Origin of the sequence: Microbacterium esteraromaticum, from assembly GCF_028747645.1 — a bacterium.
Lineage (GTDB): Bacteria > Actinomycetota > Actinomycetes > Actinomycetales > Microbacteriaceae > Microbacterium > Microbacterium esteraromaticum_C.
Genome location: NZ_CP118100.1, coordinates 2,118,262 through 2,141,556, shown reverse-complemented (window position 1 = coordinate 2,141,556; position 23,295 = coordinate 2,118,262). Strand labels below are relative to the sequence as shown.

Sequence of the window (23,295 nt, the reverse complement as noted above, 5' to 3'; positions counted from 1 at the left end):
ATCTTCATCGCTGGTCACCTGCCGAGTCCGCCAGCTGGCCGTCGCGCACAGTGAACCCGATGCGGCGGGACTCATCCCTGTCGCGCTCAACGAGCACGGTGTACCCGCGGTCATCAGCGAGGTCTGCGATCGCCTGCAGGGAGTCGGAGTCGAGCAGGTCGCCGTCCTTGACGATGACGAGCTTCAGCTTCGGTTCGCCGGCAGTTGCGATCGCGAACGCGATGCGGCGACGCATCGCGCTGTTCACCTGCGAGAACGGCACACCATTGAAGGTCACGCCAGTGTCATCAACCGAGAGCCCGCCGATAGGGAACACTGCCTGTGCGAGTCCCTCCCGCTTGGTCGCGTCGATCTTGTCCAGGTCTCGCTGAGCGGCGCCTTGGGCGGCCTCGGCATCTGCGTGCTCGGCGGCGACCTTTGCGTACTCCATACGCGCGCGAGCGAGTCGGTTCACCTCGTCCAGATCGCGGAGCTTCTGCTGGATCGGCTCAAGGCCGATCGTCGGTGGCAGCGCCACGAGCGCATCACGCGCCGCCTCCTGCTCCTGCCCGACGATCTCCCGCTCAGCGGTCAGCGCTTCGATCTGGCGGGTGAGTTCGTCGTAGCGGGCGGCGCGGGCGTCGTAGCGGGCGCTGATAGCATCGCGGGTCCGGTTCTGCGCCTGAGCGTCCTCAAGCTCCGCGAGCACCTCGGCAGAAGAGATCTCAGCATCCGGCGCGTCCAGCGGATTCGCCATCGAGGAGAGCGCTCCGCGCAGGCGCTTCACCTCGCGACCAGCCTCAAGGCGCCGCTGCTCGGCAGCCGCCTTCTGCCGTCCGATGGCATCGAGATCGAACGGCAGATCAACCTTCTCGAGGAGAGCTTCGCGCTGCTTCTTCTCATCGAGGTTCAGGAACGCGACTGGATCGAAGATCGCGCCACCAAGCAGGTCGGCGACCATGTCGGACGGCTTGGAGTACTTCGCACCGTCCAGAGCCTCGACGGTCAAGGTGCCAGGGGTGCCGTCCTTCTTCCACACGCGGCGGATCCGCAGGCTGAGGTCGCGGTCGACATACTCCGCCGACGCCTCGGCCGCCCCTTCGCGGATCGGCTTCGGAGTGAGTTTGGTGCCCTTCGGGTCGAACAGCTCGGCGATCGCGTCGATGAACGACGACTTCCCCGCACCGTTGCCGCCAGCGATCACAACCAGGCGGCCGTTCGGGGAGAGCTCGATGTTCCGCACGCCCTTGTAGTCACTGACAGAGAAGGTCTGAGCGCTCATGCCGACACCGCCTCGTACTTGGCGTGAAGATCAGCGACTCGAATGGACGCCGTCTTGCCCTTCCGGTGCGGGTGCGCGTCGTTCTTGACGATGCGGTACCCGATCGGCGAAGAGAGCGTCGGGGCGGCGATGATCTCAATCACGCGCTTCTGGAGCTTCCCCTTGGGCGTGACGAACGACTGCTTCCAACGGGAGCCAACGGTGGGCTTGCGTTCGGTGATGGGGGTGGTCATGGCTTGGCCTTTCGAGAATCGGTGGAGGTCTGGTCGAACGCGCCGAGCGACCAGCAGTAGGTGACGAAGAACAGGAAGAACAGGGCGGCGAGGATCGCCGACCACACCCCGCGGGGGACGAACCACAGGCACACGAGACACTCGGCGGCGAGCAAGAACGCGACCCAGCGGATGACGGCCATCAGGCGGCCTCAGGGTCACGGGCGCACTCGTGATCGCGACCGCACTCCGGGCAGTGCGCTCGCACGACGCTGTAGGAGTACGAGACAGCCGGTGCATCGCCGACGTACGCGCACGGGCACTCAATGTCGATGTAGCTGTCGCCCGCTCCGATGCACGCATCACAGTTGACCGCGTGTGGGAGGTCGATGATCTCGGGCATCGCCGCTGGCCATGAGGTGTTGCCAGAGACGACGACGAGGGGAAGGCTGGTCAACAGATCGCCGTCGACGCTGACGTGCTGCACAGCGGCGAGCGGGACGTACGGAGCCGGCTCGACGGGTTCAAGCTCGAACACTTGCCCGCCGATCGCGTCAGCGAACTCGGCGGCTTCGCCCATGTCGTCGGTCAACCGTCGCTTACCCGCGAGGTTCGCTGCTCCCTTCTCTACGACGAGGAGGGTAGGGTTTTCGGTGATGGACATCTTCGCTGTCCTTCCTTTCTTGGATTCGGTCCCTGTTCCCGCAGGGGCCGTTTCTGTTTCTCAGGCCGCGGAGTCGACCGGCGGCTCGGCCGCATACTCGATTGCCTTGGCGACGAGGAACTCCGCCAGGTCGATCAAGCACTCTTCCCGGGTGGGCATCACGCCGCCCTCTCGGGCACGTGATGCTGGTCGGGCAAGGAACGACGCGCCGACTCGGCGATCGCCTCCGCGATCGCCGCGGCGACGTTCGCGACCCAGGACGGTGCCGGGTACGCCTTTCCGTTCTCAACGCGGGAGAGGTAGGACTCGGAGACGCCGGCCCGCCCTGCGACTTCCCGGGCGGTGAGGCCAGCGTCTTCTCGCAAGACCCGAAGGGCTGGACCTGTGCTGCTGCTCATGGGAAAGACATTAGCGACTCTTTCCGGTGAGGGCAAGCGCCTGGCGGAAGAAAGTGCGTATGTACTTCCGGATATTGGACGCAAAGCGGAAAGAGTTGTATAGTGTGGCGCATGGCTATCGACAAGGACCGGAAAGAGCTTCCGCTCACTCGACTTGGTATCGAGCGCGCGACACAGCAAGAGCGGTTGCTGTACGGAGCGACGGTTGAGCAGTTGCGCAAGGCAAAGCGCCTCACTCAGACTCAGCTTGAGGAGATGTCCGGTGTGACCTCACGCACAATCCGCAACATCGAAAGCGGTGCGAAAGCTGGACAAGCGGACAAACTGATCCGACTGTTCATCGCGCTCGATGTCGACCTCGACGGCGAGCAGCGCGCCGAGGTTGAGCAGTACCTGGCGATCCTCGCGCCGCTAATCCGATCGATACACCCCGACCACCGGCTCGCTGCAGTCAACGCCTTGATCCCAGATCTCACCGACGCTGTACGCCGGCATCCAGCCCCTTCGAAGTCCGAGCCCGCTTCGCTGGACGCGCACCGAGCTTCTCGTGTCCGAGGTCGTCGCCAAGATGATCTCTCGTCGGTACGTCTCGATGCGGAAGTGCTCGCAGCATCGACCGACGACACTGCAATCGACCCGGAACGAGGAGGATAGGCGATGAGCCTTGCTGTGGAGAGTTGGGACTCTGGAGCAACCACCGGCTACATGTTCGGAGTCTCTGACTTCTACGACAGCCCATGTGCGAGTGACTACGATCCTTGGGCACATGCGGAGATGCTCGATCTCCCCGTCGTGTTCCGCGACGATCTGCCAAGCACCGAGATGGTCGCCGCGTACTCGCACCCACATCGCGCGGTCTTCATGCGGACCAACCTCCACGGCGACGTTGAACGATGCGCGCTGGCGCACGAGATCGTCCATTTCGAGTATGGCGACGTGGGCACCTCCGACGCTCAGGAAGAACGCGCAAACCGCATCGCCGCCCGACGCCTGATTCGCCCCTGGCGGCTCAGAGAACTCGGCCCGATCACCGACGACCCTGCAGTCGTCGCGCTCGAACTCAACGTGACCGAGCGCATCATGCGCACCTACATGCGGATGCTACGGCTCGGGCACATCCGACACACGTAGCCACAGGGAAGGGGAGAGACGATGCAGGACAGCATCGGCAGCACACGAACATCGCGGTCAGCTACTCGCAGGCGATCATGACCCACGCGCTCAACAGACCGCTACCGCTGCCCGCGAAGAGCCGTCGCGCAGTCGCGATGATCCGCGTGTCCAAGGAACGCGACGGCATGACTTCCCCCGACGTCCAGCGGCACGCAATCCAACAACACGCAGACGCCAACAACATCCACATCATCGACTGGGTCGAAGGGATCGATGAGTCGGGATCAGATCGGAAGTCCGCTTGGTGGCCCCGCCTCGACCAGTCGATTGCCAGGATCGAGGCCGGTGAATGCGACACCATCCTCGTCTGGCGGTTCAGCAGGGTGGGCCGCCAACGCCTCCGTTGGGCGATCGCGCTCGACAAGGTAGACACCCTTGGCGGCATGATCATCTCCGTGCTGGAACCGATCGAATCCAGCACAGCGTCCGGACGGTTCGCGCGCGGAATGCTCGGCGAGATGAACGCCTACCAAGCCGAGCTCATCGGTGAGCAGTGGAAAGAAACTCACGACCGGCGCCGGCGGGCCGGGCTACCGCACGGTGGCCAACAACGATTCGGATACCAGCGCGTCGAGGGCCGGTTCGTGCCTGACCCGACCACTGGCCCGATCCTCGCTGAGATGTACCGACGTGCGCTGCGCGGAGACGGTTCAGGCCGTATCTCTCGGTGGCTCAACGAGAGCGGAGTGCGGACAACTCAAGACCGGCCGTGGATCAACTCCAACATCTATCAGCTCCTCGATACCGGCTTCGGGGCCGGCCTGATCATTCACAGGCCAGGTGGCCGCGAGAACCGCCCCCCGAAGAGCGAATGGACGTTCTACCCCGGCGCGCACGAAGCAGTCATCACGCCCGAGGAGTGGGCAGAGTACTGGCAGCGCCGCCTGAGCCTGTCCGAACCATCGCGCAGCATCGAAGCGCGCCACCTACTCACAGGCTTGATCTACTGCGCGGACTGCGGCGGGCGCATGCATTACTCGCACGGTCGATACAACTGCACCCGCGCCGTGCGGTTCAAAGGACTCGGGCGCACCACAGTGACGATCTCGGCACCCATCGTGGAGAATGCGGTGGAAGCATGGCTCATGGCTTTGTCCGAGGACGTCGACGCACTCGCCAAGGCGCGCGCCGCGACCACTGACCGGAAGATCAGATCCGTCAACGACGCCGGCGCGATCTCGCGACGAATCACCGCGATCGACAAGAGGATGGCGGCGTTGACGATCAAGGCGCTCGATGGGACGATCCCGGAGTCGGCGTACACGGTGACGGTCAAGCAACTCGATGAGGAGCGCGCCAGCCTCAGCGCACGCCAGAAATCCATGGCCTTGGAGCACGCGAAACGCGAGCTCGATATGCGCGAGCTCGTCGTCACGCTGGCCGGACTGTGGGGGCGATTCGAGACCCACGAGAGACGCCAGGGGCTTCAGAAGGTCGCTTCCGCGGTGCTGGTACGCACGGGCCGAGGCGAAGGGCGGGTGACGGTCGTTCCCAGGTGGGAAGAGCGTAGTTAGTTATTGCCTGTCAACATCCGCAAGTTCCTGCCGCAGCACCGCACGCTTGATTCGCTGGTGGCGCAGGGTGCGATGCCGCCGCGGATCGCCGAGCTGCTGCATCGCGCGATGCTCGATGGGCGCAGCGTGATCGTCTCGGGCGCCACGCATGCTGGTAAGACGACTCTGCTCGGGGCGCTGCTGGCATCGGTGGCCGAGCGGCAGCGCATCATCACGGTTGAGGAGACCTTCGAACTCGCGGTCGATGGGCCCGACGTGGTCGCTCTGCAGGGGCGTCAGGCGAGCCTGGAGGGTACGGGCGAGATCACCCTGCGGCGCTTGGTGAAGGAAGCACTGCGGATGCGGCCCGACCGGATCGTCGTCGGAGAGGTGCGCGACGCCGAGGCGCTCGACCTGGTTCTCGCCTTGAACACGGGAGTTCCCGGCGCCGGGACGGTGCACGCGAACTCTGCGACCGAGGCGCTGGAGAAGCTGGCGTTGTTGCCGTTGCTGGCGGGCCGCAACATCGACCGGGGATTCATCGCGCCTGCGCTGGCATCGTCGATCTCGTACGTGGTGCACTGTCGCCGGGATGCCGATGGCTCACGTCGGGTGGCGCAGATCATCGCCCCGACCGGTGAGGTCGACGACGGACGGATCGTTGCGCGGCCGGTGTATTCCGCGGAGCACGACGAATGACCCTGCTGATCGGCGCGCTACTCGGCGCGGGACTGCTGCTGTGCGCCTCGCCCTGGCTCTGGCCGCAGCGCACCCGCGAGCCGAAGCCGATGCGGCGCGGCCGACTGCGTCGCCTGCTCGACGAATCGGGATACGCGCGCATCGCGACGCGCACCCTCATCGTGACAATGATCTCCTTGGCGCTGATTGCCGCATGTCTGGTCTGGTTGATCACCACGCTGCCGATCCTCGCCGTCCTGGCGGCGCTCGCCGCCGCGGCGGGGCCCGTGCTGTTCCTGCGCGGGCGTCGACTGCGCCTGCGCAAGGCGCGTCGGCAGATGTGGCCAGACGTGTGCGATCTGCTGGTCGCCGCGATTCGGGTCGGATTGTCGCTTCCGGATGCGGTGGCGAGTCTGGCCGAGTCGGCACCGCCGGCCGTGCGCCCCGCGTTCGCGGTGTTCGCTCGGGATCTGCGGGCGACCGGGCGCTTCGAGACCAGCCTCGACCGACTGAAAGACACACTCGCCGACCCGATCGCCGACCGCATCGTCGAGACGCTGCGCATGGCGCGGCAGGTGGGCGGCACGGAACTGACCGGTGTGCTGCGTGCGCTGTCGGGGTCGGTGCGCGCGGACGCCGCGCTGCGCGGTGAGGTCGAGGCCCGGCAATCGTGGATCCGGGGAGCCGCAGTGCTCGGCTCCGTCGCACCGTGGGTCATCCTCGGACTGTTGGCGATGCGCCCGGAAGGACGTGAGGCCTACGCGAGCGCGACCGGTGTGCTCGTGATCGTCGCGGGCGCCGCGATCTCGGTCGTCGCGTACCGCATCATGCTGCGCATCGGCAGGTTGCCCGAGCCCGAGCGGTGGTTCGGATGAGCGCGATCACCGATGCCGCCGTGGCGGTGCTGCTGGGCGGGGCGTTCGCCTTCGGGGTGCTCGGCATGCTCTCGGCGCTGCCCCGGTGGGGCGCGCTGCCGCTCGAGAGACGCATCGCCCCGTACGTGCGCGACGTCGTGCCCGACGAGATGCTGCCGGGCGGAGTCGTACCGATGGTCGGCACGATGCCGGTGCGCGGCACGCGCCTGTGGACGCGGCTCAAGGCCCGGTTCGAAGGGGTGCTGGGCGGTGGGGATGCCCTCGCGCTGCGACTCGCGCAGGCGGGGAGCACGCAGACACCGGCGGCGTTCCGCGGACGGCAGCTGGCCTGGGGGATCGTCGGACTCGTGGGGGGAGCCCTGCTGGTCGTGGTCATCGCGCTCACCGGCAGGATGACGCCCATCGCCGCCCTACTACCGGTGTTCGCCGCGGCCGGTGCCGCCGTGGCGTACGACATGCAGCTGACCGGGCGGGCGAAGGCGCGGCGCGCGCGCCTGGCCGATGAGCTGCCGACGACGCTGGAGTTCCTGGCCCTGTGTCTGTCGGCGGGGGAATCGCTGCTCGACGCCCTGCGTCGCGTCTCTGACATCGGCACCGGTGAACTGACAACCGAGCTCAAGAAGACGGTCCTTGCCGTGCACACCGGGTCGCCGTTGGCCGACGCCCTCGGCGAGACCGCGACGCGTCTGCAGTTGCCCGGGCTCACGCGCGCCGTCGATCAGATCGTCGCCGCGCTTGAGCACGGCGCGCCGCTGGCCGCGGTACTGCATTCCCAGGCGGCGGATGCCCGTGACGAGGCCAAGCGGTCGCTGATCGAGCAGGCCGGGCAGAAGGAGATCCTGATGCTGCTGCCGCTGGTCTTCTTGATCCTTCCCCTGTCGGTGCTGTTTGCGGTCTATCCGGGACTGTTCATCCTCAGACTCGGACTCGGCTGACCCGCCCCAGTGCCCTTCCCACCCCCCCATCCCACGACACACGAGGAGTTCACATGTCGACGATCACCACGTGGCGCAAAGCCGCGCGCGCACTGGCCGAGGACGAGCGCGGCGATGTGCCCGGCTGGGTACTGGTGACCTTGATGACCGCGGCGCTGGTCGTCGTCATCTGGGCCGTTGCGGGACCGGCGCTGGTGAACCTGTTCGAACAGGCGATCTCGCGCGTCTCCGGCATCTGACGTGCGGGTGCGGCAGCACCTCGCCGACGAGCGGGGATCGAGTCCCGTCGAGTTCGTGCTCGTCGGGGCGTTGCTGACCGCGCTCACTCTGGCGGTGCTGCAGATCGCGCTCGCCGTGTACGTGCGCAACGTCGTGCACGACGCCGCGGTCGAGGGTGCCCACTACGCGGCCCTCGCCGACACCGGACCCGCCGACGGCGTCGCCCGGACGCAGGCCGTGATCACCCGGGCCGTTGGCGCGGCCTATGCCGACGACATCACCATCGGTGCGGACGACAGCCTCGGGCATCCGAGTGTCGTGGTGCGCGTGCGCACGACTCTTCCCGTGCTCGGGCTGATCGGTGTTCCCTACGGTCTGGAGGTGGAAGCGCGTGCCCCCGCAGAGACGTTCGGCGAAGACTGAGGCGGAACAAACGACGCGCCCACTGGTGGACGACGCGGGTTCTGCGGCGTTGGAGTTCATCGTCGCGGGGGTACTGCTGCTTGTGCCGCTGGTCTACCTGGTGCTCACCCTCGGAGCCGTGCAGGAACAGACGCTCGGCGCCGAGGCCGCCGCCCGGCACACCGCGCGCGTGATCGGACAGGCACCGGATGCCGAATCGGCGGCTGCCTCGGGCGATGCCGTTCTCGCCGGCGTGATCCGCGAGTACGGCATGGAGCCGGATACCGTCGAGGTCGGCCTCACCTGCCGTCCGGCGGGCGCGCAGTGTCCTGCGGCGGGTGCGACCGTGATCGTCACCGTGCACGCACAGGTCTCGTTGCCGTTCATGCCCCCGCTGTTCGGCCTCGACCAGATCACCGCGATCCCCGTCGAGGCGCAATCGGCGCAGAAGATCTCACGCCTGTGGGGGCGCGAATGACGGCCCGCGCCTCTGTGAGCGCCCGCGTGCGCGCGCTCGCCGCCGACGACACCGGCAGCATCCTGCCGCTGATCCTTGGTTACCTGCTGCTGGCGATCGCCGTCGTGCTCACCTGCGTATGCGCCACCGACCTGTACATCGCCCAGAAGCGCCTCGACTCCCTCGCCGACGCGGCCGCGCTCGCCGGAGCCGACGGCTTCGTGTTGCAGGTCGACGGTGGCGACGTGCGTGCCGAGCTGACAGACGCGGGCGTCCACGAGCAGGCGGATGCCGTCGTCACGGCGCTCGACCAGGGCGCGCACCTGGTCTCGGCGGGCACGCCCGACGGCGTCTCGGCTCGCGTCACGGTCGCGGTCACCTGGCATCCGCCGTTGCTGTCGCCGTTCGTGCCGGGCGGTGTGCCGCTCGAAGCGACCGGCACCAGCCGTACGGCGCTGCGCTGACCCGCCCTACGCGGGGTGCCGCGGCAGGTAGCGGGGCGTCCACCGGATGAAACCGGCCGCGCCCAGCAGCGCGACGCCGCCCATCACCCCGGTCGCCACCGGCAGCGACGCCGCCGCAACGACACCGGCGACGATCAGCGGGGCTGCCGCTCCACCGGCATCCGTCAGCGTCCGCCACGACCCCAGGAACGCCGCCGGCTCACGCTCGGGGGCGAGGTCGGCGCCGAAGGTCAGCAGGATGCCACTGGAGAGCCCGTTGCCCACCCCGAGCACCGCCGCCATCAACGCGAACCACATCGTCGCCTCATCGAGATCATGCGTGACCGACAACACGATGAAACCGGCGCCCATCATCAGCATCGCCGGCATCGCCGCCCAGATGCGTCCGAAGCGGTCCATCACCTGCCCGCTCGCGTAGAACAGCGCGAAGTCGATCGCACCCGCCACACCCACCACCAGGGCGATCGTGGTGGCATCCAGCCCCAACGAGACACCCCACAGCGGCAAGATCACCTGGCGGGCCGAGCGCACCGCCGACAGCGCCGCCGCCGACGACCCCAGCCGGGCCAGCACCGCACGGTACGCCCACGTGGTGTGCAGCACACCGCGCTGATCGAGCGTGGGGATCGACCCGGTCACCACCTCACCGGAGTCCTCGGCCACCGCCGCGCCGGTGGGCTTGAGCAGTGCCGGGCTGCTCTTCTCGGGGTCGGGACCGAACAACACCAGCGGCACGATCACCCCGGCGCACGCCAACAGCACCCAGATGCTCGACGACTCGGTGCCGGTCAGCTGGATGAGCCCCGCAGCCAGGAACGGGCCGACGAAGACCCCGAACCGGAAGCTCCCGCCCAGCAGAGACAGCGCCCTGGCGCGGAACCGCGGCGGAACGCGCGTGGTCATGAACGCGTGCCGGGCCAGCCCGAACGCGGCCGCGCAGAAACCCAGCAGGAACACTGCCGCGGCGAACAACGCCAGTGTCGGCGAGAGCAGCATGCCGACGCCGGCGAGCAACGACGCGATTCCCGCGAAGACCATCGTGAGTCGCTCGCCGATCCGCGCCACCAGCGCCCCGGCCGGCAGATTGCCGAAGAGCTGACCGATCACGAGAGCGGATGCCACGAGCGCGGCCATCGACACATCCGCGCCCAGTCGGGTGGCGATCACGGGGATCAGCGGGATCACCGCGCCCTCACCGAGCGCGAACAGCACCGTGGGGGCGTAGACCATCGGTCCGAACCGCTTCAGGACACTTGCCGCACTGTCGCTCACACCATCACGGTAGCGCGGTAGGCTGAACTGCCATGTTCGAACTCGATCTCTCCGCCGACATCCAGGCCCTGCGACAGACTTTCGGCGACATCCGCGAGGTCGTCGACGTCAACGCCCTGCGCGAGGACATCGCGCGACTCAGCGACGAAGCAGGGGCACCCGACCTCTGGGACGACCCTGAGAAGGCGCAGAAAGTCACCAGCGCACTCAGCCACAAACAAGCCGACCTCAAGCGCGTCACCGAGGTCGAGCAGCGCCTCGAAGACCTCGAAGTGCTCGTCGACCTCGCCAACGAGATGCAGGACGACGACTCGGCCGCCGAGGCACGCGCCGAGCTCGCCGCGCTGACCGAGACCATCAACCAGCTCGAGGTGCAGACTCTGCTCGACGGCGAGTTCGACGAGCGCAACGCCATCATCACCATCCGCTCCGGCGCGGGCGGCGATGACGCCACCGACTTCGCCGAGATGCTCATGCGCATGTACCTGCGCTGGGCCGAGCACCACGGCTACCCCGTCAAGGTGATGGACACCTCTTACGCCGAGGGGGCCGGCATCAAGTCGGCCACGTTCGAGATCACTGCGCCCTACGCGTTCGGAACGCTCTCGGTCGAGGCTGGCACGCACCGCCTCGCGCGCATCAGCCCGTTCGGCTCGGCCGACAAGCGCCAGACATCGTTCGCCGCCGTCGAGGTCATCCCCCTGATGGAAGAGGCGACCGAGGTCGAGATCCCCGAGAACGACATCCGCGTCGATGTGTTCCGCTCGTCGGGCCCCGGTGGTCAGTCGGTCAACACCACCGACTCCGCCGTGCGCATCACGCACCTCCCGACCGGCATCGTCGTGTCGATGCAGAACGAGAAGTCGCAGATCCAGAACCGCGCCGCCGCCATGCGGGTGCTGCAGACCCGCCTGCTGCTGCTGCAGAAGGAAGAAGAGGCGGCGAAGAAGAAAGAGCTGGCCGGAAACATCACCGCCAGCTGGGGCGACCAGATGCGCTCGTACTTCCTGTACGGGCAGCAGCTCGTCAAGGACCTGCGCACCGGACACGAGTCGGGCAACCCGGCCAACGTGTTCGACGGCGACCTGGACGACTTCATCTCGGCGGGCATCCGCTGGCGCAAGCGCAAGGAAGAGGACTGATCCCGAGCCGATCGCTCACGGGAACAAGACCCACGAGAACAACAAGAGGGCCGCCGGAATCATCCGGCGGCCCTCTTCGTCAGTGCGCGATCAGGGGATCAGGCAGGAAGGTGTGCCCTCGGCGAGCTTCTCCGAGAACTCACCAAGTGCGTCCATGTCCGCGAGTGCGTCCTCACCCGAGGCGATGACCCACAGGGTCTCGTCGGGGATGTCGGAAGCGATGAAGTACTCGGCATAGCAGGTGATCTGCTCATCGGTGAGGTCGTCTGAGGTGAGACCCATCGCCTCGATGATCTCCACGAAACCGGCGGTTACCTCGGCGGTCGACGGGCGGCCCTCGCCGCCGGTCGTACCGGAGTCGTCCGGGTCGTCGGTCTCATCCGGAACGGACGAGCCCGAGTCAGAGGTCGGTGCGCTCGAAGGCAGCGAGTCGACAGCCTCGCCCACGGCGAACAGCACAGCGACGGTGAAGATGATCGTGCCGACGATCCCGCCCACGACCGACAGCGCCAGACCGGTGATCGACGGCCACTTCTTGGTGTTCTTCAGGAACACCGCGATCAGCGACACGACGAACGCGGCGAACAGCACGAAGGCACCGAAGATAAAGGTCACCGGGATGCACGCCAGGATCGTGCCGACGATCGCGAGGCCGAGACCGACGAAGCCGAGCACGGGCGTCTTCTTGGGGCCCGCGGGTTCGGCCGGTGCGTAGGCACCGTATGCCTGACCGGCGGCCGGTGCCTGGTAGGCGCCGGGGTACGCCGCGGTCGCGTTGACATCTGCGTAGCCGGGTGCGGCCGGAGGTGCGTACGCGCCCGCGGTCACGTCCGAGGGCGGGTAGACCTGGGTGGGCTGGTCGTCCTGCGACGCGGCGGGGATCTCCTCGCGGAGCACGGTGGCATCCGGGTCGAAAGCGTTCGCATCCGCCTCGGAGGACGGCTGGGGTTCGGGCTGCTCGGCCTCGGGCTGCTGCCCCTCCGGGGCGAAGTGCTCGGTCCACTGCTGGCCGTCCCACCAGCGCTGGCGTCCGGATCCGTCGTCGTACCACCCTGCAGGCGTGCTCATCGCGCCCTCCTCACATCGTCCCGGTCGTGACCGGTGTTCCCCTCATGGCGTCGAAATGCGCCCTTATGTGTATATCAGTCGTGCGCTGCGCGCATGAGCCCCACTTCGTGCCCGACCGGGGTCGGGGGAGTGTCGCTGGGCGTACCGGCGCCGGGCGCGCCTAGGCTCGAAGGGCCATGATTCGGTTCGAGAACGTCACCAAGCGCTATCGCGGCACCAAACGCCCCGCGCTCTCCGATGTCGACTTCAACATCGAGGCGGGCGAGTTCGTCTTCCTCGTCGGAGCCTCGGGCTCGGGCAAGTCGACGTGCCTGCGACTGATCCTGCGCGAGGACGTGCCCACCACGGGGCGCGTCGCCGTGCTCGGGCGCGATCTGCGCTCGCTCGCCAATCGTAAGGTGCCCTACTTTCGTCGTCAGATCGGCTCGGTCTTTCAGGACTTCCGCCTGCTGCCGTCCAAGACGGTGGCGCAGAATGTGGCCTTCTCGCTGCAGGTGATCGGTTCATCGCGCGGGTTCATCCAGCAGGCGGTCCCCGAGGCGCTCGCACTGGTGGGGCTCGACGGCAAGGCCAAGCGCATGCCGCACGAGCTCTCCGGCGGTGAGCAGCAGCGCGTGGCGATCGCGCGTGCGATCGTGAACCGCCCCAAGATCCTGCTCGCCGATGAGCCGACTGGAAACCTCGACCCCGCGACCTCAGTCGGCATCATGCAGCTGCTGACCCGCATCAACGCGGGCGGCACGACGGTGTTGATGGCGACGCACGAGGCCGCCTTCGTCGACCAGATGCAGCGCCGCGTGATCGAGCTTCACGGCGGAGACCTGGTTCGCGACGAGGTCGGTGGCGGGTACGGCGACACCTCGGGCATCCCGCGGCTCCTGCCCGGCACCGTGCCGGGCGCGGCCGCCGCCGCCGCGCTCAGCGCCATGCAAGAGCTGCAGCGCGAGTCGCTGACCGCGGCAGCGCCGGTGGATGCCGCAGACGAGGCGACCAGCACGACAGACGCCACGATGCCGGACTCCGCCGCCGCCGTGGAACAGCAGCCGGCCCGGTCGCAGGAGCCGTCTCCACCGCAAGAGCCGTCTCCACCGCAGGAGAGCGCCACGCAGGTGGGCCCGCGCACGAACCCGATCATCATTCCCGAGGTCGACGTCGCAGAGCTCGGGATGGCAGACCGCCTGGGCCTCTCGGACGACGACGAGGAAGTGGGGCCGACCTCATGAGATTCTCGCTTATCGTCGGCGAGGCCCTCGCGGGTCTGCGCCGCAACATCTCGATGGTCATCTCGGTGGTGCTTGTCACCTTCGTCTCACTGACGTTCGTGGGCGCCGCGATCCTGATGCAAGCGCAGATCAGCACGATGCGCGCCTACTGGGGCGAGCAGGCCGAGGTCACGGTGTATATGTGCTCCCCGCTGTCGACGTCGGCGAACTGCGTCGATGGTGCGGCGACGCCCGAACAGGTGGAGCGCATCGAGCAGGACCTGCAGGGCGATGCCCTGGCACCGCTGATCAGCGAGGTGGTCTTCGAAGACAAGCAGGCGACGTTCGATCTGTGGGTGGAGCGCTTCGGTGAAGAGCAGGCCGGCGCGTTCGGTGTCGAGAACATGGGTGAGGTGTTCCGCATCACGCTCGAAGACCCGCAACGCTCCGATGTGATCAGCGAGGCGTTCTCAGGTGTGGCCGGCGTCGACGAGGTGCAGGATCAGCGCAAGCTGCTCGATCCGCTCTTCTCCGCCTTGACGGTGGCCACCTACATCGCCGTCGGTGTCGCGGCGCTCATGCTGATCGCGGCCGTGCTCCTGATCGGAACGACCATTCGACTGTCGGCCTACGCCCGTCGCAAAGAGATCGCGATCATGCGTTTGGTCGGCGCCTCGAACCGATCCATCCAGTTGCCGTTCGTGCTGGAGGGCGTCTTCGCCGCATTCCTCGGTTCGGTGCTGGCCAGTGCCGCTGTGCTCGCCGGTGTGCATTTCGGTGTCGAGGGGTACCTCGCCGAACGCGTACCGTTCATGCGTCCGCTGGTGGGCATGTCCGAGGCGGCGTTCGTCGTACCGGTGCTGGTCGGTATCGGCATCGTGCTCGCGGCGCTGTCGGCCGGATTCGCGATCCGCCGGTGGTTGCGCGCGTAGTATCGCGGCGTCGGCATATACTTGTGGGCTGTCTGTCGTCAGGAGAAGAAGATGCCCAGGGAACGCGGTGAGAAGGTCGTTGCGACCAACCGTCGCGCACGTCACGACTACAACATCGAGAAGTCGTACGAAGCGGGGCTGGTGCTCACCGGCACCGAGGTCAAGTCGCTGCGCCAGGGGCGCGCGAACCTCAGTGACGGTTACGCCTATGTCAAGGGCGGCGAGGCGTTCCTCGACGCCGTGCACATCCCCGAGTACTCGCAGGGGCACTGGACGAATCACTCGGCCAAGCGCATCCGCAAGCTGCTGCTTCACCGCGAAGAGATTCACAAGCTCGAGCACGCCGTCTCGGCGGGCGGGTACACCCTCGTCCCGCTGCGCCTGTACTTCTCGGACGGCCGCGCCAAGGTCGAGATCGCCCTGGCGAAGGGCAAGCGCGAGTTCGACAAGCGCCAGGTGCTGCGTGAGCGGCAGGACAAGCGCGAGGCCGAGCGCGCCATGCGCACGCGCAATCGTCTGGGCGAGTAGACCCGCCCCTCTGATCGAACCGGTAGGTCAGGCGTCCCGGTAGCTCAGGCGCCCAATCGCGGTTCGAAGTCGAAGGCGCGCCCGAGAAAGCGCAGTTCGGTCTCCAGCGAGGCGATGATCGCCTCGGCCGCACGGAAACCGTGACCCTCGCCCTCGAACAGCACATACTCGTGCGGAACACCGCGCGCGGCAAGGGCATCGCGGATCGCCTCGGACTGCGACGGCGGAACCACGCGGTCCTCGCTGCCCTGCTCCAGCAGCACAGGAACGTCGATCCGGTCGGCGTGCGTGAGCGGAGAACGCTCGATGTAGACCGACTCCGCCTCCGGCAGGGGACCGACCAGGCCATCGAGATAGCGCGCTTCGAAGTCATGGGTCTCAGCGGCCAGCATCCGCAGGTCGGCGACGCCGTACCGTGAGATTCCGGCGCCGAAGGTGCCACCGCGCACGAGTGCGCTCAGCACCGTCCAACCACCCGCGGACCCGCCGCGGATCGCGATCCGCGCGGGATCGGCGAGACCGGCGTCGGCCAAGCCGCGCGCCGCGGCGATCACGTCGTCGACGTCGACGACGCCCCAGGCGCCGTCAAGACGCTCGCGGTAGGCGCGACCGTACCCGGTCGATCCGCCGTAGTTGACATCGAGCACACCGATTCCGCGGCTGGTCCAGTACGCGTAGGCGGTGGATGCTGCCCCCGAGACATGTGCGGTGGGTCCGCCGTGCACCATCACGATGTACGGCGGCAGCTCGCCGTGCGGCGCGCGGGCGTCAGGGTTGGTCGGCGGGTAATCGAACGCGTGCACCGGCCCGTGCGGGCCGTCGAAGGTGACCGGCCGCGCCTGGGGAACCCAGTCGAGGTCGGCGTCGGCGCCACCGGTGACCGTCGTCACCGTGCCGCGGTCCAGATCGAGGAACCACAGTCCTGCGCCGACCGTTGCGCCCGCTCCTGAGACGAGCACCCGTGAGCCGCGCACGTCATCGATGCTCGCGCCGGCCGTGATGGGCACGTCCAGCTGCGTGGCGTTGCCGTCCGTGCCGATCCGGACGATCCGATCGTCGCCGTTGGTGCGCACCGCGACGATGCGTCCGTCGTCGAGCGGGCGGTACCACCGGTTGCCGAGCACCCACAGTCCGCCGCCGGTGTCAGCGTCGGCGGGCGCCACCGGCGTGGGAGCAGCCGCGGTCTCATCGACCCGCACGCGCTGCAGGTTCCAGCGTCCGGACGGGTCATCGAGGTAGAGCAGCTCGTCATCGCTCACCCACTCCGGCTGCAGTGCCGCGCGGGTCGACACCGACATCATCGCATCGCCGTTCACCGATGCCACGTGCAGCAGTGCGAGCTCCCAGGGCATGTGCTCTGTGCTCCACTGCACCCACGCGATGCGGGAGCCGTCCGGCGACAGTGCCGGGTGCGCTACGAAGCCAGTAGTCGAGACGACCACGCGTACGGCGTCGTCGTCAGCCGCAGCCGAGCCGTCCACCGGAATCTCGACGATCGCGCGCCGGTGCGGCTGCGGGCGCAGGTCTTCGCGCACAGCCAAGAGGCGCCCCTGCTGAGCGCGCAGACCGCCGTACGCGGCGCCGGGCGCCGTGAGCGGCTCGGGATCGCCGGACGAGGGCATCCGATACACCCGCTGGTCAGAGCCGTCCACGAAGAACAGCGTTCCCTCGTCGTCGGCGGTCCACGAACCGCCACCGTATTCGTGCACGCGGGAGCGGGCGTTCCACGGCGCGGGCAGGATCTCGGCGCCGGTCGAGCTGCGCACCGTGATCCGGCCGCCCTCGGAGGGCACCGACTCACCCCACCAGATCTCGTCGCCGACGAAGAGAGCGCCGTCGATCCGGGGCGCAGCCTGCGCGATCTGAGCAGCGGTGAACGGAGACGGCCACGAACCGAAAGACGAGGTCATGCGCTCGAGCCTAGTCCCGGGTGCCGTCCGACCCGCCGTGGTCGGAGGCCGCTCGCTCGGAAGCGGGCTCAGACCGTGCGCAGCACCGCGACGACCTTGCCCAGCACGACCGCGTCATCGCCGAGGATCGGTTCGAAGGCAGAGTTGCGGGGCAGCAGCCAGGTGTGTCCATCACGCTGACGGAACGTCTTGACGGTCGCCTCGCCGTCGATCATGGCAGCCACGATCTCGCCGTTCTCGGCCGAGCTCTGGGTGCGCACGACCACCCAGTCGCCGTCGCAGATCGCGGCGTCGATCATCGACTCGCCGTTGACCTTGAGCATGAACAGCTCGCCCTTGCCGACCAGCTGACGGGGTAGCGGGAAGATCTCCTCGACCTGCTGATCAGCGGTGATCGGCACTCCGGCGGCGATCTGCCCGACCAGCGGAACGAGCGCCGCATCGCCGACCGCGGGCGCGGTGTCGGCAGGGTTCTCGGTGCTCGCGCCCGGAAGGTCGATGAGCACCTCCATCGCGCGGGTCTTGCCCGGGTCGCGGCGCAGGTAGCCGCTGAGCTCGAGCTGGCCGAGCTGATGCGTGACGCTGGAGAGCGACTTGAGGCCCACGGCGTCACCGATTTCGCGCATGCTCGGCGGGTAACCGTGCCGTGCGATCGAATCCTGAATGACCTCGAGGATCGCCATCTGCTTGGGGCTCAAGTTCTTGCGACGTCGCGTGCGCGGAGCCTCGGCTGCGGGGGCGGTGTTGTCGCTCATCGGTGCTCCTTCATGGTTCCTGCCGGTGCGGATTCCGCGGCGTCGCGGGCGTCCGATTCGAATGTCGGTGGCCCGTGGTGGGCTGTCCACATCGAAACGGTATCCGAGAAACGGCCCGAAACGGAAGATCTGTTCGAGCGTGTCGCGCCTTCCTCGTAGACGTTTTCGAAAAAGTCTTGACAGATGTTCGATATCGAAGATAACTTCGGTACGTAGCTTCGCATCCGGCATCCCCGGCCGGGTGCCGGATGCGAAAGCTGCACCATGTCCTCGCTGACTGGCGGGCCGGGTGCAGTGTGACAGGAGAGGAGCCACCCATGAGCACGATCGATATTCAGGCACCGATGGCCCCGGTTCCGGCGACGCGCCTGCGGATCACCGCTCGCGGCCGCCGAGTGGTCGTCATGCTGGCTGCGCTCCCGGTTGTCGTCGGCGTCATCCTGTCGGCTCTCGCCGGCGGTTCCGCACTCGCCTCCGGTGACCTGGCAGAGCCGGTGACGTTCGAAACGGTCGCCGTGATGCCCGGTGACACGCTGTGGTCGATCGCGGACGAGGTCGCGCCGGGTGCCGACCCGCGCGTGGTCATCGAGGACATCAAGAGGTTGAACAATCTGCGCTCCGGCATGATCCAGGTCGGCGCCGAGATCGCGATCCCCACTGTTTACACCGACTGAGCACCGTGTGCACCCACTGAGCCTCGGATGCGCGCGTGCGCGGTCGTCACGAAGGCGTCGCCGGTGGGCGTGAGACCTACGATGGAACAGTGACTTCTCTTGACGAGCTACCCCTCCGCGACGACCTCCGCGGACTCACTCCCTACGGCGCACCCCAGGCACCGCTGCCGATCGCGCTGAACGTCAACGAGAACACCCATCCGGTGCCCGATGAGGTCGCCGACGACATCCTCGACGAAATCGCGCGTGCACTGCGTGAGGTCAACCGCTATCCGGATCGTGAGTTCACCGCACTCCGTGAAGGCTTCGCTGAGTACCTCGGCCACGGGCTCACCGCCGATCAGATCTGGGCGGGCAATGGCTCCAACGAGGTGCTCCAGCACATCCTGCAGGCCTTCAGCGGTCCGGGCCGCACAGTGTTCGGATTCGCCCCCACCTACTCGATGTACCCGCTCCTGGCGCAGGGAACCGGCGCGCGGTGGGTTGCCGGTGCGCGCGACGACGACTACGCGCTGACGCCCGAGAGTGCGGCAGCACAGGTCGCCGAGGCTGATCCCGACGTCGTACTGCTGTGCGCTCCCAACAACCCCACCGGCACGCCCATGGGACTCGACGTCATTGAGGCCGTCTACGAGGCCGCACGGGGTGTGGTCGTTGTCGATGAGGCCTACTTCGAGTTCGCGCCGCACGACTCGGTCTCGGCGCTCACCCTGTTGCATGGGCGGCCTCGCCTGGCGATCTCGCGCACTATGAGCAAGGCGTTCGCCTTCGCCGGTGCGCGTGTGGGCTACCTGGCCGCCGACCCCGCGTTCATCGACGCGCTCCGACTGGTGCGTCTGCCGTATCACCTGAGCGCGATCACTCAGGCCGCCGCGATCGCCGCACTGCGCAACTCCGCCACCATGCTGCGCATGGTCGACGAGATCGTTGAACAGCGTGACCGCATCTCGGCCACCCTCGAAGCCCTCGGCTACCAGCCGCACGAATCCTGGTCGAACTTCGTCCTGTTCGGCGGTGTCACCGACCCGCCCGCGTTGTGGCGCGCCCTCTACGATCGCGGTGTCCTGATCCGTGACGTGGGCATCCCCGGCCACCTGCGCGTCTCGGCGGGCACCGAGGCCGAGACCACCGCCTTTCTGGAAGCACTCGCGTCGATAGGATCTCCCTCATGAGCGCCCCCCGCACCGCATCGTCCGCACGCACGGCGAAGCGCACCCGCAGCACCTCCGAATCGACCGTCGAGGTCGAGGTCAACCTCGACGGCACGGGCCGCAGCGACATCGCCACCTCCGTACCGTTCTTCGACCACATGCTCACGGCGTTCGCGAAGCACTCGCTCACCGACCTCACGGTCCGCGCCACCGGCGACACGCACATCGATGCACACCACACGGTCGAGGACATCTCGATCGTGCTCGGCCAGGCGCTCCGTGAGGCCCTCGGTGACAAGGCCGGTATCTCGCGCTACGGCGACGCACTCGTGCCGCTCGACGAAGCACTCGCCCAGGCCGTGGTCGACATCTCGGGACGGCCGTTTCTCGTGCACGACGGCGAGCCCGCGGGCTTTGAGTTTCACCTGATCGGTGGCCACTTCACCGGTTCTCTCGTGCGTCACGTGTTCGAAGCGATCACGCTCAATGCGGGACTGACCGTGCACGTGCGCGTGCTCGGCGGGCGCGATCCACACCACATCGCCGAGGCCGAGTTCAAGGCGTTCGCCCGGGCCTTCCGTCAGGCGAAGTCACTCGACCCGCTCGTCGAGGGCATCCCGTCCACCAAGGGTGCGCTGTGACCGGGCCCCACGTCGCGGTCTTCGACTACGAGTCGGGCAACGTCCACTCGGCGGTCAAGGCGCTGGCGGCCGCCGGAGCCGATGTCGAACTGACCCGCGACCGCGGCCGCGCCCTGGCCGCCGACGGGCTCGTCGTGCCCGGCGTCGGTGCATTCGCCGCGGTGCGCGACGCCCTGATCGCGCACGGCGGTGACGAGATCATCGATCGCCGCCTGGCGGGCGGGCGCGCCGTGCTCGGCATCTGCGTCGGCATGCAGATCATGTTCGAGCATGGCGTCGAACGCGGCCAGGACTCCGCGGGGCTGGGGGAGTGGCCGGGGGCGGTCACCGAACTGGACGCCCCGGTACTGCCCCACATGGGCTGGAACACCGTCGAGCCTGGCGAGGGATCGGTGCTGTTCCGCGGCATCGAGCACGAACGGTTCTACTTCGTGCACTCCTTCGCCGCCAAGTCGTGGGAACTCGACGTCATTCCGCCCTTCCCGCAGCCCGCGGTGACCTGGGCGACGCACGGCGAGCGGTTCATCGCCGCCGTCGAGAACGGGCCGCTCTCGGCCACGCAGTTCCACCCCGAGAAGTCCGGCGAAGCCGGCATCCGACTCCTGCGCAACTGGGTCGAATCCCTCTGACCCCGCACAGGGTTTGAGGACTTCGTCGCCGAAGACTACTCTCGTCTCTCGTGCCCGACCGGGCCGCCCTACCCTCCACAAGGAAGCCATGAACGATTTCGCACAGTCACCAGCCCTGATCCTGCTGCCCGCCGTGGATGTGGCCGGCGGAAAGGCGGTGCGACTCACCCAGGGCGAGGCGGGCACCGAGACCAACTACGGCGACCCCGTCGACGCGGCAGGCGAGTTCGTCGACGCCGGCGCCCAGTGGATCCACCTCGTCGACCTCGACGCGGCCTTCGGCCGGGGCAGCAACAGCTCGATCCTGCGCAAGGTCATCAAGCAGTACCGCGGCATCAACATCGAGGTCTCGGGCGGCATCCGCGATGACGCGAGCCTCGAAGCGGCGCTGGAGTCGGGCGCGGCCCGTATCAACCTCGGCACCGCGGCGCTGGAGAACCCCGAGTGGGCCGCCGACGTCATCAGCCGCTACGGCGAGGCCGTCGCCGTCGGACTCGACGTGCGCGGCACGACCCTCGCGGCACGCGGCTGGACCAAGGAAGGCGGCGACATCTGGGAGGTGCTGGAGCGCCTCGAAGAGGCCGGCTGCAGCCGCTACGTCGTCACCGACGTCACCAAGGACGGCACGCTGCGCGGACCCAACCTCGATCTGCTGCGGGAGATCACCGCGCGCACACCGAAGCCCGTGATCGCCTCGGGCGGCGTCTCCAGCCTCGACGACATCGCCGCACTGCGCGAGCTCGTCCCGCTGGGTGTCGAGGGCGCGATCGTCGGCAAGGCGCTCTACGCCGGACAGTTCACCCTCGCCGAGGCTCTGGATGTCGCAGGGGACTGACGACGCCTGCGACCACGGTGCCCCCGCTGACTCGGCGGGCGTGCCGTGGGAGGGGCGCAGTTTCGAGACCAACCCCCACGCCGCCGACGACGGATCCGCCGACCCTGCGCTGCTCGCCGCTTTGCGGCGATTCCGCTCGGGCGAGGGGTCGCAGGTCGAGGTCGTCGATGCGTTGCGAAGCGCCCGCGTGCTCGTGCCGCTGGTCGCCGAGCGCGGCGATGAGGGCGTCGGGCCGACCGGACTGAAGGTCGACAAGACCCAGGAGCTCTCGATCGTCACCGTGGCCGCCCCCGACGGGCGTCGCGTGCAGCCGGTCTTCTCTTCCGTCGACACGATGCGGCGCTGGGACGCTCAGGCCCGGCCGATCCCGGTCGAGGCCGTGCGCGTCGCGCTGTCGGCGTCGAGCGAGCAGACCGATCTGATCGTGCTCGATCCGGCATCCGACACCGAGTTCGTCGTGCGTCGCCCCGCGATCTGGGCGATGGCGCAGAGCCAGCCGTGGGAGCCGAGCTTCCTGTCGCCGGAGGTGTTCACGGCCCTGCGTGAGAGTATCGCGCACGAACTGGCCGTCATCGATGTGGCCGTCGCGTCGGGGGACGCGGATGCCCGCATGCGCGGCCCCGAACTGATCGTCACGCTGACGCTGATCGATGGCCTGGACCGCGAGACTCTGGACGCTGTGCTGGCGCGGCTGGCTCAACGGTGGGCGGCCGATGACCGCATGGCGGTTCTGGTCGACTCGCTCACCGTCAAGCTCACGCGCTCCGAGGTCAGTTGACCGGGCCGGTCCACTTCTCGCCGGGGCCCTTGCCGATCGGGTCCGGGATGACCGATGCCTCACGGAAGGCCAGCTGAAGCGAGCGCAGACCGTCGCGCAGCGGGCTGGCGTGCGCGCTGCTGATCTCGGGCGCCCCGGCGGTGATGAGCCCGGCGAGGGCGTTGATGAGCTTGCGGGCCTCATCGAGGTCGAGCTGCTTCTCGGGGTCATCCGCCAGGCCGAGTTTCACGGCGGCCGCACTCATCAGGTGAACAGCGGTCGTGGTGATCACCTCGACCGCGGGAACGTCGGCGATGTCGCGTCCCGCGGCGGTCGCTGCCTGCTCCTGCTCGGCCCAGGTGTCGAGGCGGTGGTCGTGGGGCTCAGCAGGAATCGTCACTTCGTGTTGCTTTCTGTTAGACTTCTGCGGGCTCCGGAGCGTCACGCTCCGGCACGAAAGAGGATCCAATCCCACCCGCGCTTGCCGTTCCAGGCTACCGGGTTCTGCACCCCGCCGGTTTCGGTGGAAAGGGTGTGACAAGCCGGTGCATCTGAAGCATCGGCGGGT

The 23,295-nt window shown here is 67.9% G+C and carries 30 protein-coding genes; 20 read left to right on the top strand and 10 right to left on the bottom strand.

The features are described from left to right. Nucleotides 1–4: 4 nt before the first annotated feature. The 5 genes from PTQ19_RS10115 to PTQ19_RS10095 form a co-directional block, all read right to left on the bottom strand. Entirely contained in the window at nt 5–1,261 is a 1,257-nt protein-coding gene (locus tag PTQ19_RS10115; protein WP_274367216.1) for an ATP-binding protein, read from the bottom strand. After that, nucleotides 1,258–1,494: a hypothetical protein gene (locus tag PTQ19_RS10110; RefSeq protein WP_274367215.1), complete on the bottom strand. Its 237-nt coding sequence runs from the start codon at nt 1,492–1,494 to the stop codon at nt 1,258–1,260. The genes PTQ19_RS10115 and PTQ19_RS10110 overlap by 4 nt, the downstream gene beginning before the upstream one ends. Next, nucleotides 1,491–1,676, bottom strand: a complete 186-nt coding sequence (locus PTQ19_RS10105; RefSeq protein ID WP_274367214.1) for a hypothetical protein — start codon at nt 1,674–1,676, stop codon at nt 1,491–1,493. Before PTQ19_RS10105 ends, PTQ19_RS10110 begins: the two co-directional genes overlap by 4 nt. After that, nucleotides 1,676–2,137: a hypothetical protein gene (locus PTQ19_RS10100; protein ID WP_274367213.1), complete on the bottom strand. Its 462-nt coding sequence runs from the start codon at nt 2,135–2,137 to the stop codon at nt 1,676–1,678. The genes PTQ19_RS10105 and PTQ19_RS10100 overlap by 1 nt, the downstream gene beginning before the upstream one ends. A gap of 158 nt (nt 2,138–2,295) precedes the next feature. After that, complete coding sequence (locus PTQ19_RS10095) at nt 2,296–2,535, bottom strand: helix-turn-helix transcriptional regulator (protein WP_274367212.1); 240 nt, start codon at nt 2,533–2,535, stop codon at nt 2,296–2,298. A 111-nt stretch (nt 2,536–2,646) separates the two neighbouring features. Between PTQ19_RS10095 and PTQ19_RS10090 the strand changes: the two genes are divergently transcribed. The 10 genes from PTQ19_RS10090 to PTQ19_RS10045 all read left to right on the top strand — a co-directional run bounded on the left by PTQ19_RS10090 (nt 2,647) and on the right by PTQ19_RS10045 (nt 9,231). After that, nucleotides 2,647–3,189 (top strand): helix-turn-helix domain-containing protein, encoded by a 543-nt coding sequence (locus PTQ19_RS10090; protein WP_274367211.1) that lies wholly within the window; start codon nt 2,647–2,649, stop codon nt 3,187–3,189. A gap of 138 nt (nt 3,190–3,327) precedes the next feature. Then, nucleotides 3,328–3,666 (top strand): hypothetical protein, encoded by a 339-nt coding sequence (locus PTQ19_RS10085; protein WP_274367210.1) that lies wholly within the window; start codon nt 3,328–3,330, stop codon nt 3,664–3,666. A gap of 77 nt (nt 3,667–3,743) precedes the next feature. Further along, complete coding sequence (locus PTQ19_RS10080; protein WP_274367209.1) at nt 3,744–5,222, top strand: recombinase family protein; 1,479 nt, start codon at nt 3,744–3,746, stop codon at nt 5,220–5,222. A gap of 3 nt (nt 5,223–5,225) precedes the next feature. Further along, nucleotides 5,226–5,900 (top strand): CpaF family protein, encoded by a 675-nt coding sequence (locus PTQ19_RS10075; protein ID WP_274367208.1) that lies wholly within the window; start codon nt 5,226–5,228, stop codon nt 5,898–5,900. Next, nucleotides 5,897–6,754, top strand: coding sequence for a type II secretion system F family protein (locus PTQ19_RS10070; protein WP_274367207.1), 858 nt, complete (start codon nt 5,897–5,899; stop codon nt 6,752–6,754). The genes PTQ19_RS10075 and PTQ19_RS10070 overlap by 4 nt, the downstream gene beginning before the upstream one ends. Beyond that, nucleotides 6,751–7,689, top strand: coding sequence for a type II secretion system F family protein (locus PTQ19_RS10065; RefSeq protein WP_274367206.1), 939 nt, complete (start codon nt 6,751–6,753; stop codon nt 7,687–7,689). The genes PTQ19_RS10070 and PTQ19_RS10065 overlap by 4 nt, the downstream gene beginning before the upstream one ends. Nucleotides 7,690–7,742: 53 nt before the next feature. Next, complete coding sequence (locus PTQ19_RS10060) at nt 7,743–7,928, top strand: hypothetical protein (protein ID WP_274367205.1); 186 nt, start codon at nt 7,743–7,745, stop codon at nt 7,926–7,928. A 7-nt stretch (nt 7,929–7,935) separates the two neighbouring features. Further along, nucleotides 7,936–8,331: a TadE/TadG family type IV pilus assembly protein gene (locus PTQ19_RS10055; RefSeq protein WP_274367204.1), complete on the top strand. Its 396-nt coding sequence runs from the start codon at nt 7,936–7,938 to the stop codon at nt 8,329–8,331. 25 nt (nt 8,332–8,356) lie between these two features. Then, nucleotides 8,357–8,788: a TadE family protein gene (locus tag PTQ19_RS10050; protein ID WP_274367203.1), complete on the top strand. Its 432-nt coding sequence runs from the start codon at nt 8,357–8,359 to the stop codon at nt 8,786–8,788. After that, a complete protein-coding gene (locus tag PTQ19_RS10045) occupies nt 8,785–9,231 on the top strand; it encodes a pilus assembly protein TadG-related protein (RefSeq protein WP_274367202.1) in 447 nt (148 codons plus the stop codon). The genes PTQ19_RS10050 and PTQ19_RS10045 overlap by 4 nt, the downstream gene beginning before the upstream one ends. 6 nt (nt 9,232–9,237) lie before the next feature. Here PTQ19_RS10045 and PTQ19_RS10040 read toward each other — a convergent pair whose 3' ends face one another. Then, nucleotides 9,238–10,461: an MFS transporter gene (locus tag PTQ19_RS10040; RefSeq protein WP_274369067.1), complete on the bottom strand. Its 1,224-nt coding sequence runs from the start codon at nt 10,459–10,461 to the stop codon at nt 9,238–9,240. A gap of 74 nt (nt 10,462–10,535) precedes the next feature. Here PTQ19_RS10040 and prfB point away from each other — a divergent pair, with 74 nt between their 5' ends. Next, a complete protein-coding gene (prfB, locus tag PTQ19_RS10035) occupies nt 10,536–11,645 on the top strand; it encodes a peptide chain release factor 2 (protein WP_179410428.1) in 1,110 nt (369 codons plus the stop codon). A 90-nt stretch (nt 11,646–11,735) separates the two neighbouring features. On the opposite strand, the gene PTQ19_RS10030 is transcribed toward prfB, so the two are convergent. Further along, nucleotides 11,736–12,713, bottom strand: coding sequence for a DUF2510 domain-containing protein (locus PTQ19_RS10030; RefSeq protein WP_274367201.1), 978 nt, complete (start codon nt 12,711–12,713; stop codon nt 11,736–11,738). Nucleotides 12,714–12,889: 176 nt separating this feature from the next. Here PTQ19_RS10030 and ftsE point away from each other — a divergent pair, with 176 nt between their 5' ends. The 3 genes from ftsE to smpB are packed head-to-tail and all read left to right on the top strand — an operon-like array spanning nt 12,890 to nt 15,375. Further along, nucleotides 12,890–13,936, top strand: coding sequence for a cell division ATP-binding protein FtsE (ftsE, locus tag PTQ19_RS10025; protein ID WP_274367200.1), 1,047 nt, complete (start codon nt 12,890–12,892; stop codon nt 13,934–13,936). Further along, nucleotides 13,933–14,847 (top strand): permease-like cell division protein FtsX, encoded by a 915-nt coding sequence (gene ftsX, locus PTQ19_RS10020; protein WP_206551757.1) that lies wholly within the window; start codon nt 13,933–13,935, stop codon nt 14,845–14,847. The genes ftsE and ftsX overlap by 4 nt, the downstream gene beginning before the upstream one ends. 51 nt (nt 14,848–14,898) lie before the next feature. Further along, nucleotides 14,899–15,375 (top strand): SsrA-binding protein SmpB, encoded by a 477-nt coding sequence (smpB, locus tag PTQ19_RS10015; protein ID WP_179410432.1) that lies wholly within the window; start codon nt 14,899–14,901, stop codon nt 15,373–15,375. Nucleotides 15,376–15,419: 44 nt separating this feature from the next. Here smpB and PTQ19_RS10010 read toward each other — a convergent pair whose 3' ends face one another. Both PTQ19_RS10010 and lexA read right to left on the bottom strand, forming a co-directional pair. Next, entirely contained in the window at nt 15,420–17,285 is a 1,866-nt protein-coding gene (locus tag PTQ19_RS10010; protein ID WP_274367199.1) for a S9 family peptidase, read from the bottom strand. Between the two features lie 68 nt (nt 17,286–17,353). After that, the gene (gene lexA / locus PTQ19_RS10005; protein ID WP_179410434.1) at nt 17,354–18,040 is read right to left on the bottom strand and encodes a transcriptional repressor LexA; all 687 of its coding nucleotides are present in this window, start codon (nt 18,038–18,040) and stop codon (nt 17,354–17,356) included. A 317-nt stretch (nt 18,041–18,357) separates the two neighbouring features. On the opposite strand from lexA, the gene PTQ19_RS10000 reads away from it, so the two are divergent. The 6 genes from PTQ19_RS10000 (at nt 18,358) to PTQ19_RS09975 (ending at nt 22,748) form a co-directional block, all read left to right on the top strand. Next, on the top strand, nt 18,358–18,714 hold the full coding sequence (locus PTQ19_RS10000; protein WP_206822224.1) for a LysM peptidoglycan-binding domain-containing protein: 357 nt from the start codon (nt 18,358–18,360) through the stop codon (nt 18,712–18,714). Between the two features lie 89 nt (nt 18,715–18,803). After that, nucleotides 18,804–19,886 carry a histidinol-phosphate transaminase gene (locus PTQ19_RS09995; RefSeq protein ID WP_179410436.1) on the top strand — a complete coding sequence of 361 codons (1,083 nt, stop codon included), beginning with the start codon at nt 18,804–18,806 and terminating at the stop codon, nt 19,884–19,886. Next, complete coding sequence (gene hisB / locus PTQ19_RS09990) at nt 19,883–20,506, top strand: imidazoleglycerol-phosphate dehydratase HisB (RefSeq protein WP_206551760.1); 624 nt, start codon at nt 19,883–19,885, stop codon at nt 20,504–20,506. Before PTQ19_RS09995 ends, hisB begins: the two co-directional genes overlap by 4 nt. Next, nucleotides 20,503–21,135 carry an imidazole glycerol phosphate synthase subunit HisH gene (gene hisH / locus PTQ19_RS09985; protein WP_274367198.1) on the top strand — a complete coding sequence of 211 codons (633 nt, stop codon included), beginning with the start codon at nt 20,503–20,505 and terminating at the stop codon, nt 21,133–21,135. Before hisB ends, hisH begins: the two co-directional genes overlap by 4 nt. A gap of 88 nt (nt 21,136–21,223) precedes the next feature. Continuing rightward, the gene (gene priA, locus PTQ19_RS09980) at nt 21,224–21,970 is read left to right on the top strand and encodes a bifunctional 1-(5-phosphoribosyl)-5-((5-phosphoribosylamino)methylideneamino)imidazole-4-carboxamide isomerase/phosphoribosylanthranilate isomerase PriA (protein WP_179410439.1); all 747 of its coding nucleotides are present in this window, start codon (nt 21,224–21,226) and stop codon (nt 21,968–21,970) included. Next, a complete protein-coding gene (locus tag PTQ19_RS09975) occupies nt 21,954–22,748 on the top strand; it encodes an SseB family protein (protein WP_206551761.1) in 795 nt (264 codons plus the stop codon). Before priA ends, PTQ19_RS09975 begins: the two co-directional genes overlap by 17 nt. Here PTQ19_RS09975 and PTQ19_RS09970 read toward each other — a convergent pair. Beyond that, nucleotides 22,741–23,127, bottom strand: a complete 387-nt coding sequence (locus PTQ19_RS09970) for a DUF1844 domain-containing protein (RefSeq protein WP_179410441.1) — start codon at nt 23,125–23,127, stop codon at nt 22,741–22,743. The genes PTQ19_RS09975 and PTQ19_RS09970 overlap by 8 nt on opposite strands. Nucleotides 23,128–23,295 lie beyond the last annotated feature (168 nt).

What these genes read in the sequence shown, in the direction of transcription:
- PTQ19_RS10115 (WP_274367216.1), bottom strand. Translation starts at nt 1,261, where the DNA reads ATGAGCGCTCAGACCTTCTCTGTCAGTGACTACAAGGGCGTGCGGAAC.
- PTQ19_RS10110 (WP_274367215.1), bottom strand. Translation starts at nt 1,494, where the DNA reads ATGACCACCCCCATCACCGAACGCAAGCCCACCGTTGGCTCCCGTTGG.
- PTQ19_RS10105 (WP_274367214.1), bottom strand. Translation starts at nt 1,676, where the DNA reads ATGGCCGTCATCCGCTGGGTCGCGTTCTTGCTCGCCGCCGAGTGTCTC.
- PTQ19_RS10100 (WP_274367213.1), bottom strand. Translation starts at nt 2,137, where the DNA reads ATGTCCATCACCGAAAACCCTACCCTCCTCGTCGTAGAGAAGGGAGCA.
- PTQ19_RS10095 (WP_274367212.1), bottom strand. Translation starts at nt 2,535, where the DNA reads ATGAGCAGCAGCACAGGTCCAGCCCTTCGGGTCTTGCGAGAAGACGCT.
- PTQ19_RS10090 (WP_274367211.1), top strand. Translation starts at nt 2,647, where the DNA reads ATGGCTATCGACAAGGACCGGAAAGAGCTTCCGCTCACTCGACTTGGT.
- PTQ19_RS10080 (WP_274367209.1), top strand. Translation starts at nt 3,744, where the DNA reads ATGACCCACGCGCTCAACAGACCGCTACCGCTGCCCGCGAAGAGCCGT.
- PTQ19_RS10070 (WP_274367207.1), top strand. Translation starts at nt 5,897, where the DNA reads ATGACCCTGCTGATCGGCGCGCTACTCGGCGCGGGACTGCTGCTGTGC.
- PTQ19_RS10065 (WP_274367206.1), top strand. Translation starts at nt 6,751, where the DNA reads ATGAGCGCGATCACCGATGCCGCCGTGGCGGTGCTGCTGGGCGGGGCG.
- PTQ19_RS10060 (WP_274367205.1), top strand. Translation starts at nt 7,743, where the DNA reads ATGTCGACGATCACCACGTGGCGCAAAGCCGCGCGCGCACTGGCCGAG.
- PTQ19_RS10045 (WP_274367202.1), top strand. Translation starts at nt 8,785, where the DNA reads ATGACGGCCCGCGCCTCTGTGAGCGCCCGCGTGCGCGCGCTCGCCGCC.
- PTQ19_RS10040 (WP_274369067.1), bottom strand. Translation starts at nt 10,461, where the DNA reads ATGGTCTACGCCCCCACGGTGCTGTTCGCGCTCGGTGAGGGCGCGGTG.
- prfB (WP_179410428.1), top strand. Translation starts at nt 10,536, where the DNA reads ATGTTCGAACTCGATCTCTCCGCCGACATCCAGGCCCTGCGACAGACT.
- PTQ19_RS10030 (WP_274367201.1), bottom strand. Translation starts at nt 12,713, where the DNA reads ATGAGCACGCCTGCAGGGTGGTACGACGACGGATCCGGACGCCAGCGC.
- ftsE (WP_274367200.1), top strand. Translation starts at nt 12,890, where the DNA reads ATGATTCGGTTCGAGAACGTCACCAAGCGCTATCGCGGCACCAAACGC.
- ftsX (WP_206551757.1), top strand. Translation starts at nt 13,933, where the DNA reads ATGAGATTCTCGCTTATCGTCGGCGAGGCCCTCGCGGGTCTGCGCCGC.
- smpB (WP_179410432.1), top strand. Translation starts at nt 14,899, where the DNA reads ATGCCCAGGGAACGCGGTGAGAAGGTCGTTGCGACCAACCGTCGCGCA.
- PTQ19_RS10010 (WP_274367199.1), bottom strand. Translation starts at nt 17,285, where the DNA reads ATGACCTCGTCTTTCGGTTCGTGGCCGTCTCCGTTCACCGCTGCTCAG.
- lexA (WP_179410434.1), bottom strand. Translation starts at nt 18,040, where the DNA reads ATGAGCGACAACACCGCCCCCGCAGCCGAGGCTCCGCGCACGCGACGT.
- PTQ19_RS10000 (WP_206822224.1), top strand. Translation starts at nt 18,358, where the DNA reads ATGAGCACGATCGATATTCAGGCACCGATGGCCCCGGTTCCGGCGACG.
- hisB (WP_206551760.1), top strand. Translation starts at nt 19,883, where the DNA reads ATGAGCGCCCCCCGCACCGCATCGTCCGCACGCACGGCGAAGCGCACC.
- priA (WP_179410439.1), top strand. Translation starts at nt 21,224, where the DNA reads ATGAACGATTTCGCACAGTCACCAGCCCTGATCCTGCTGCCCGCCGTG.
- PTQ19_RS09975 (WP_206551761.1), top strand. Translation starts at nt 21,954, where the DNA reads ATGTCGCAGGGGACTGACGACGCCTGCGACCACGGTGCCCCCGCTGAC.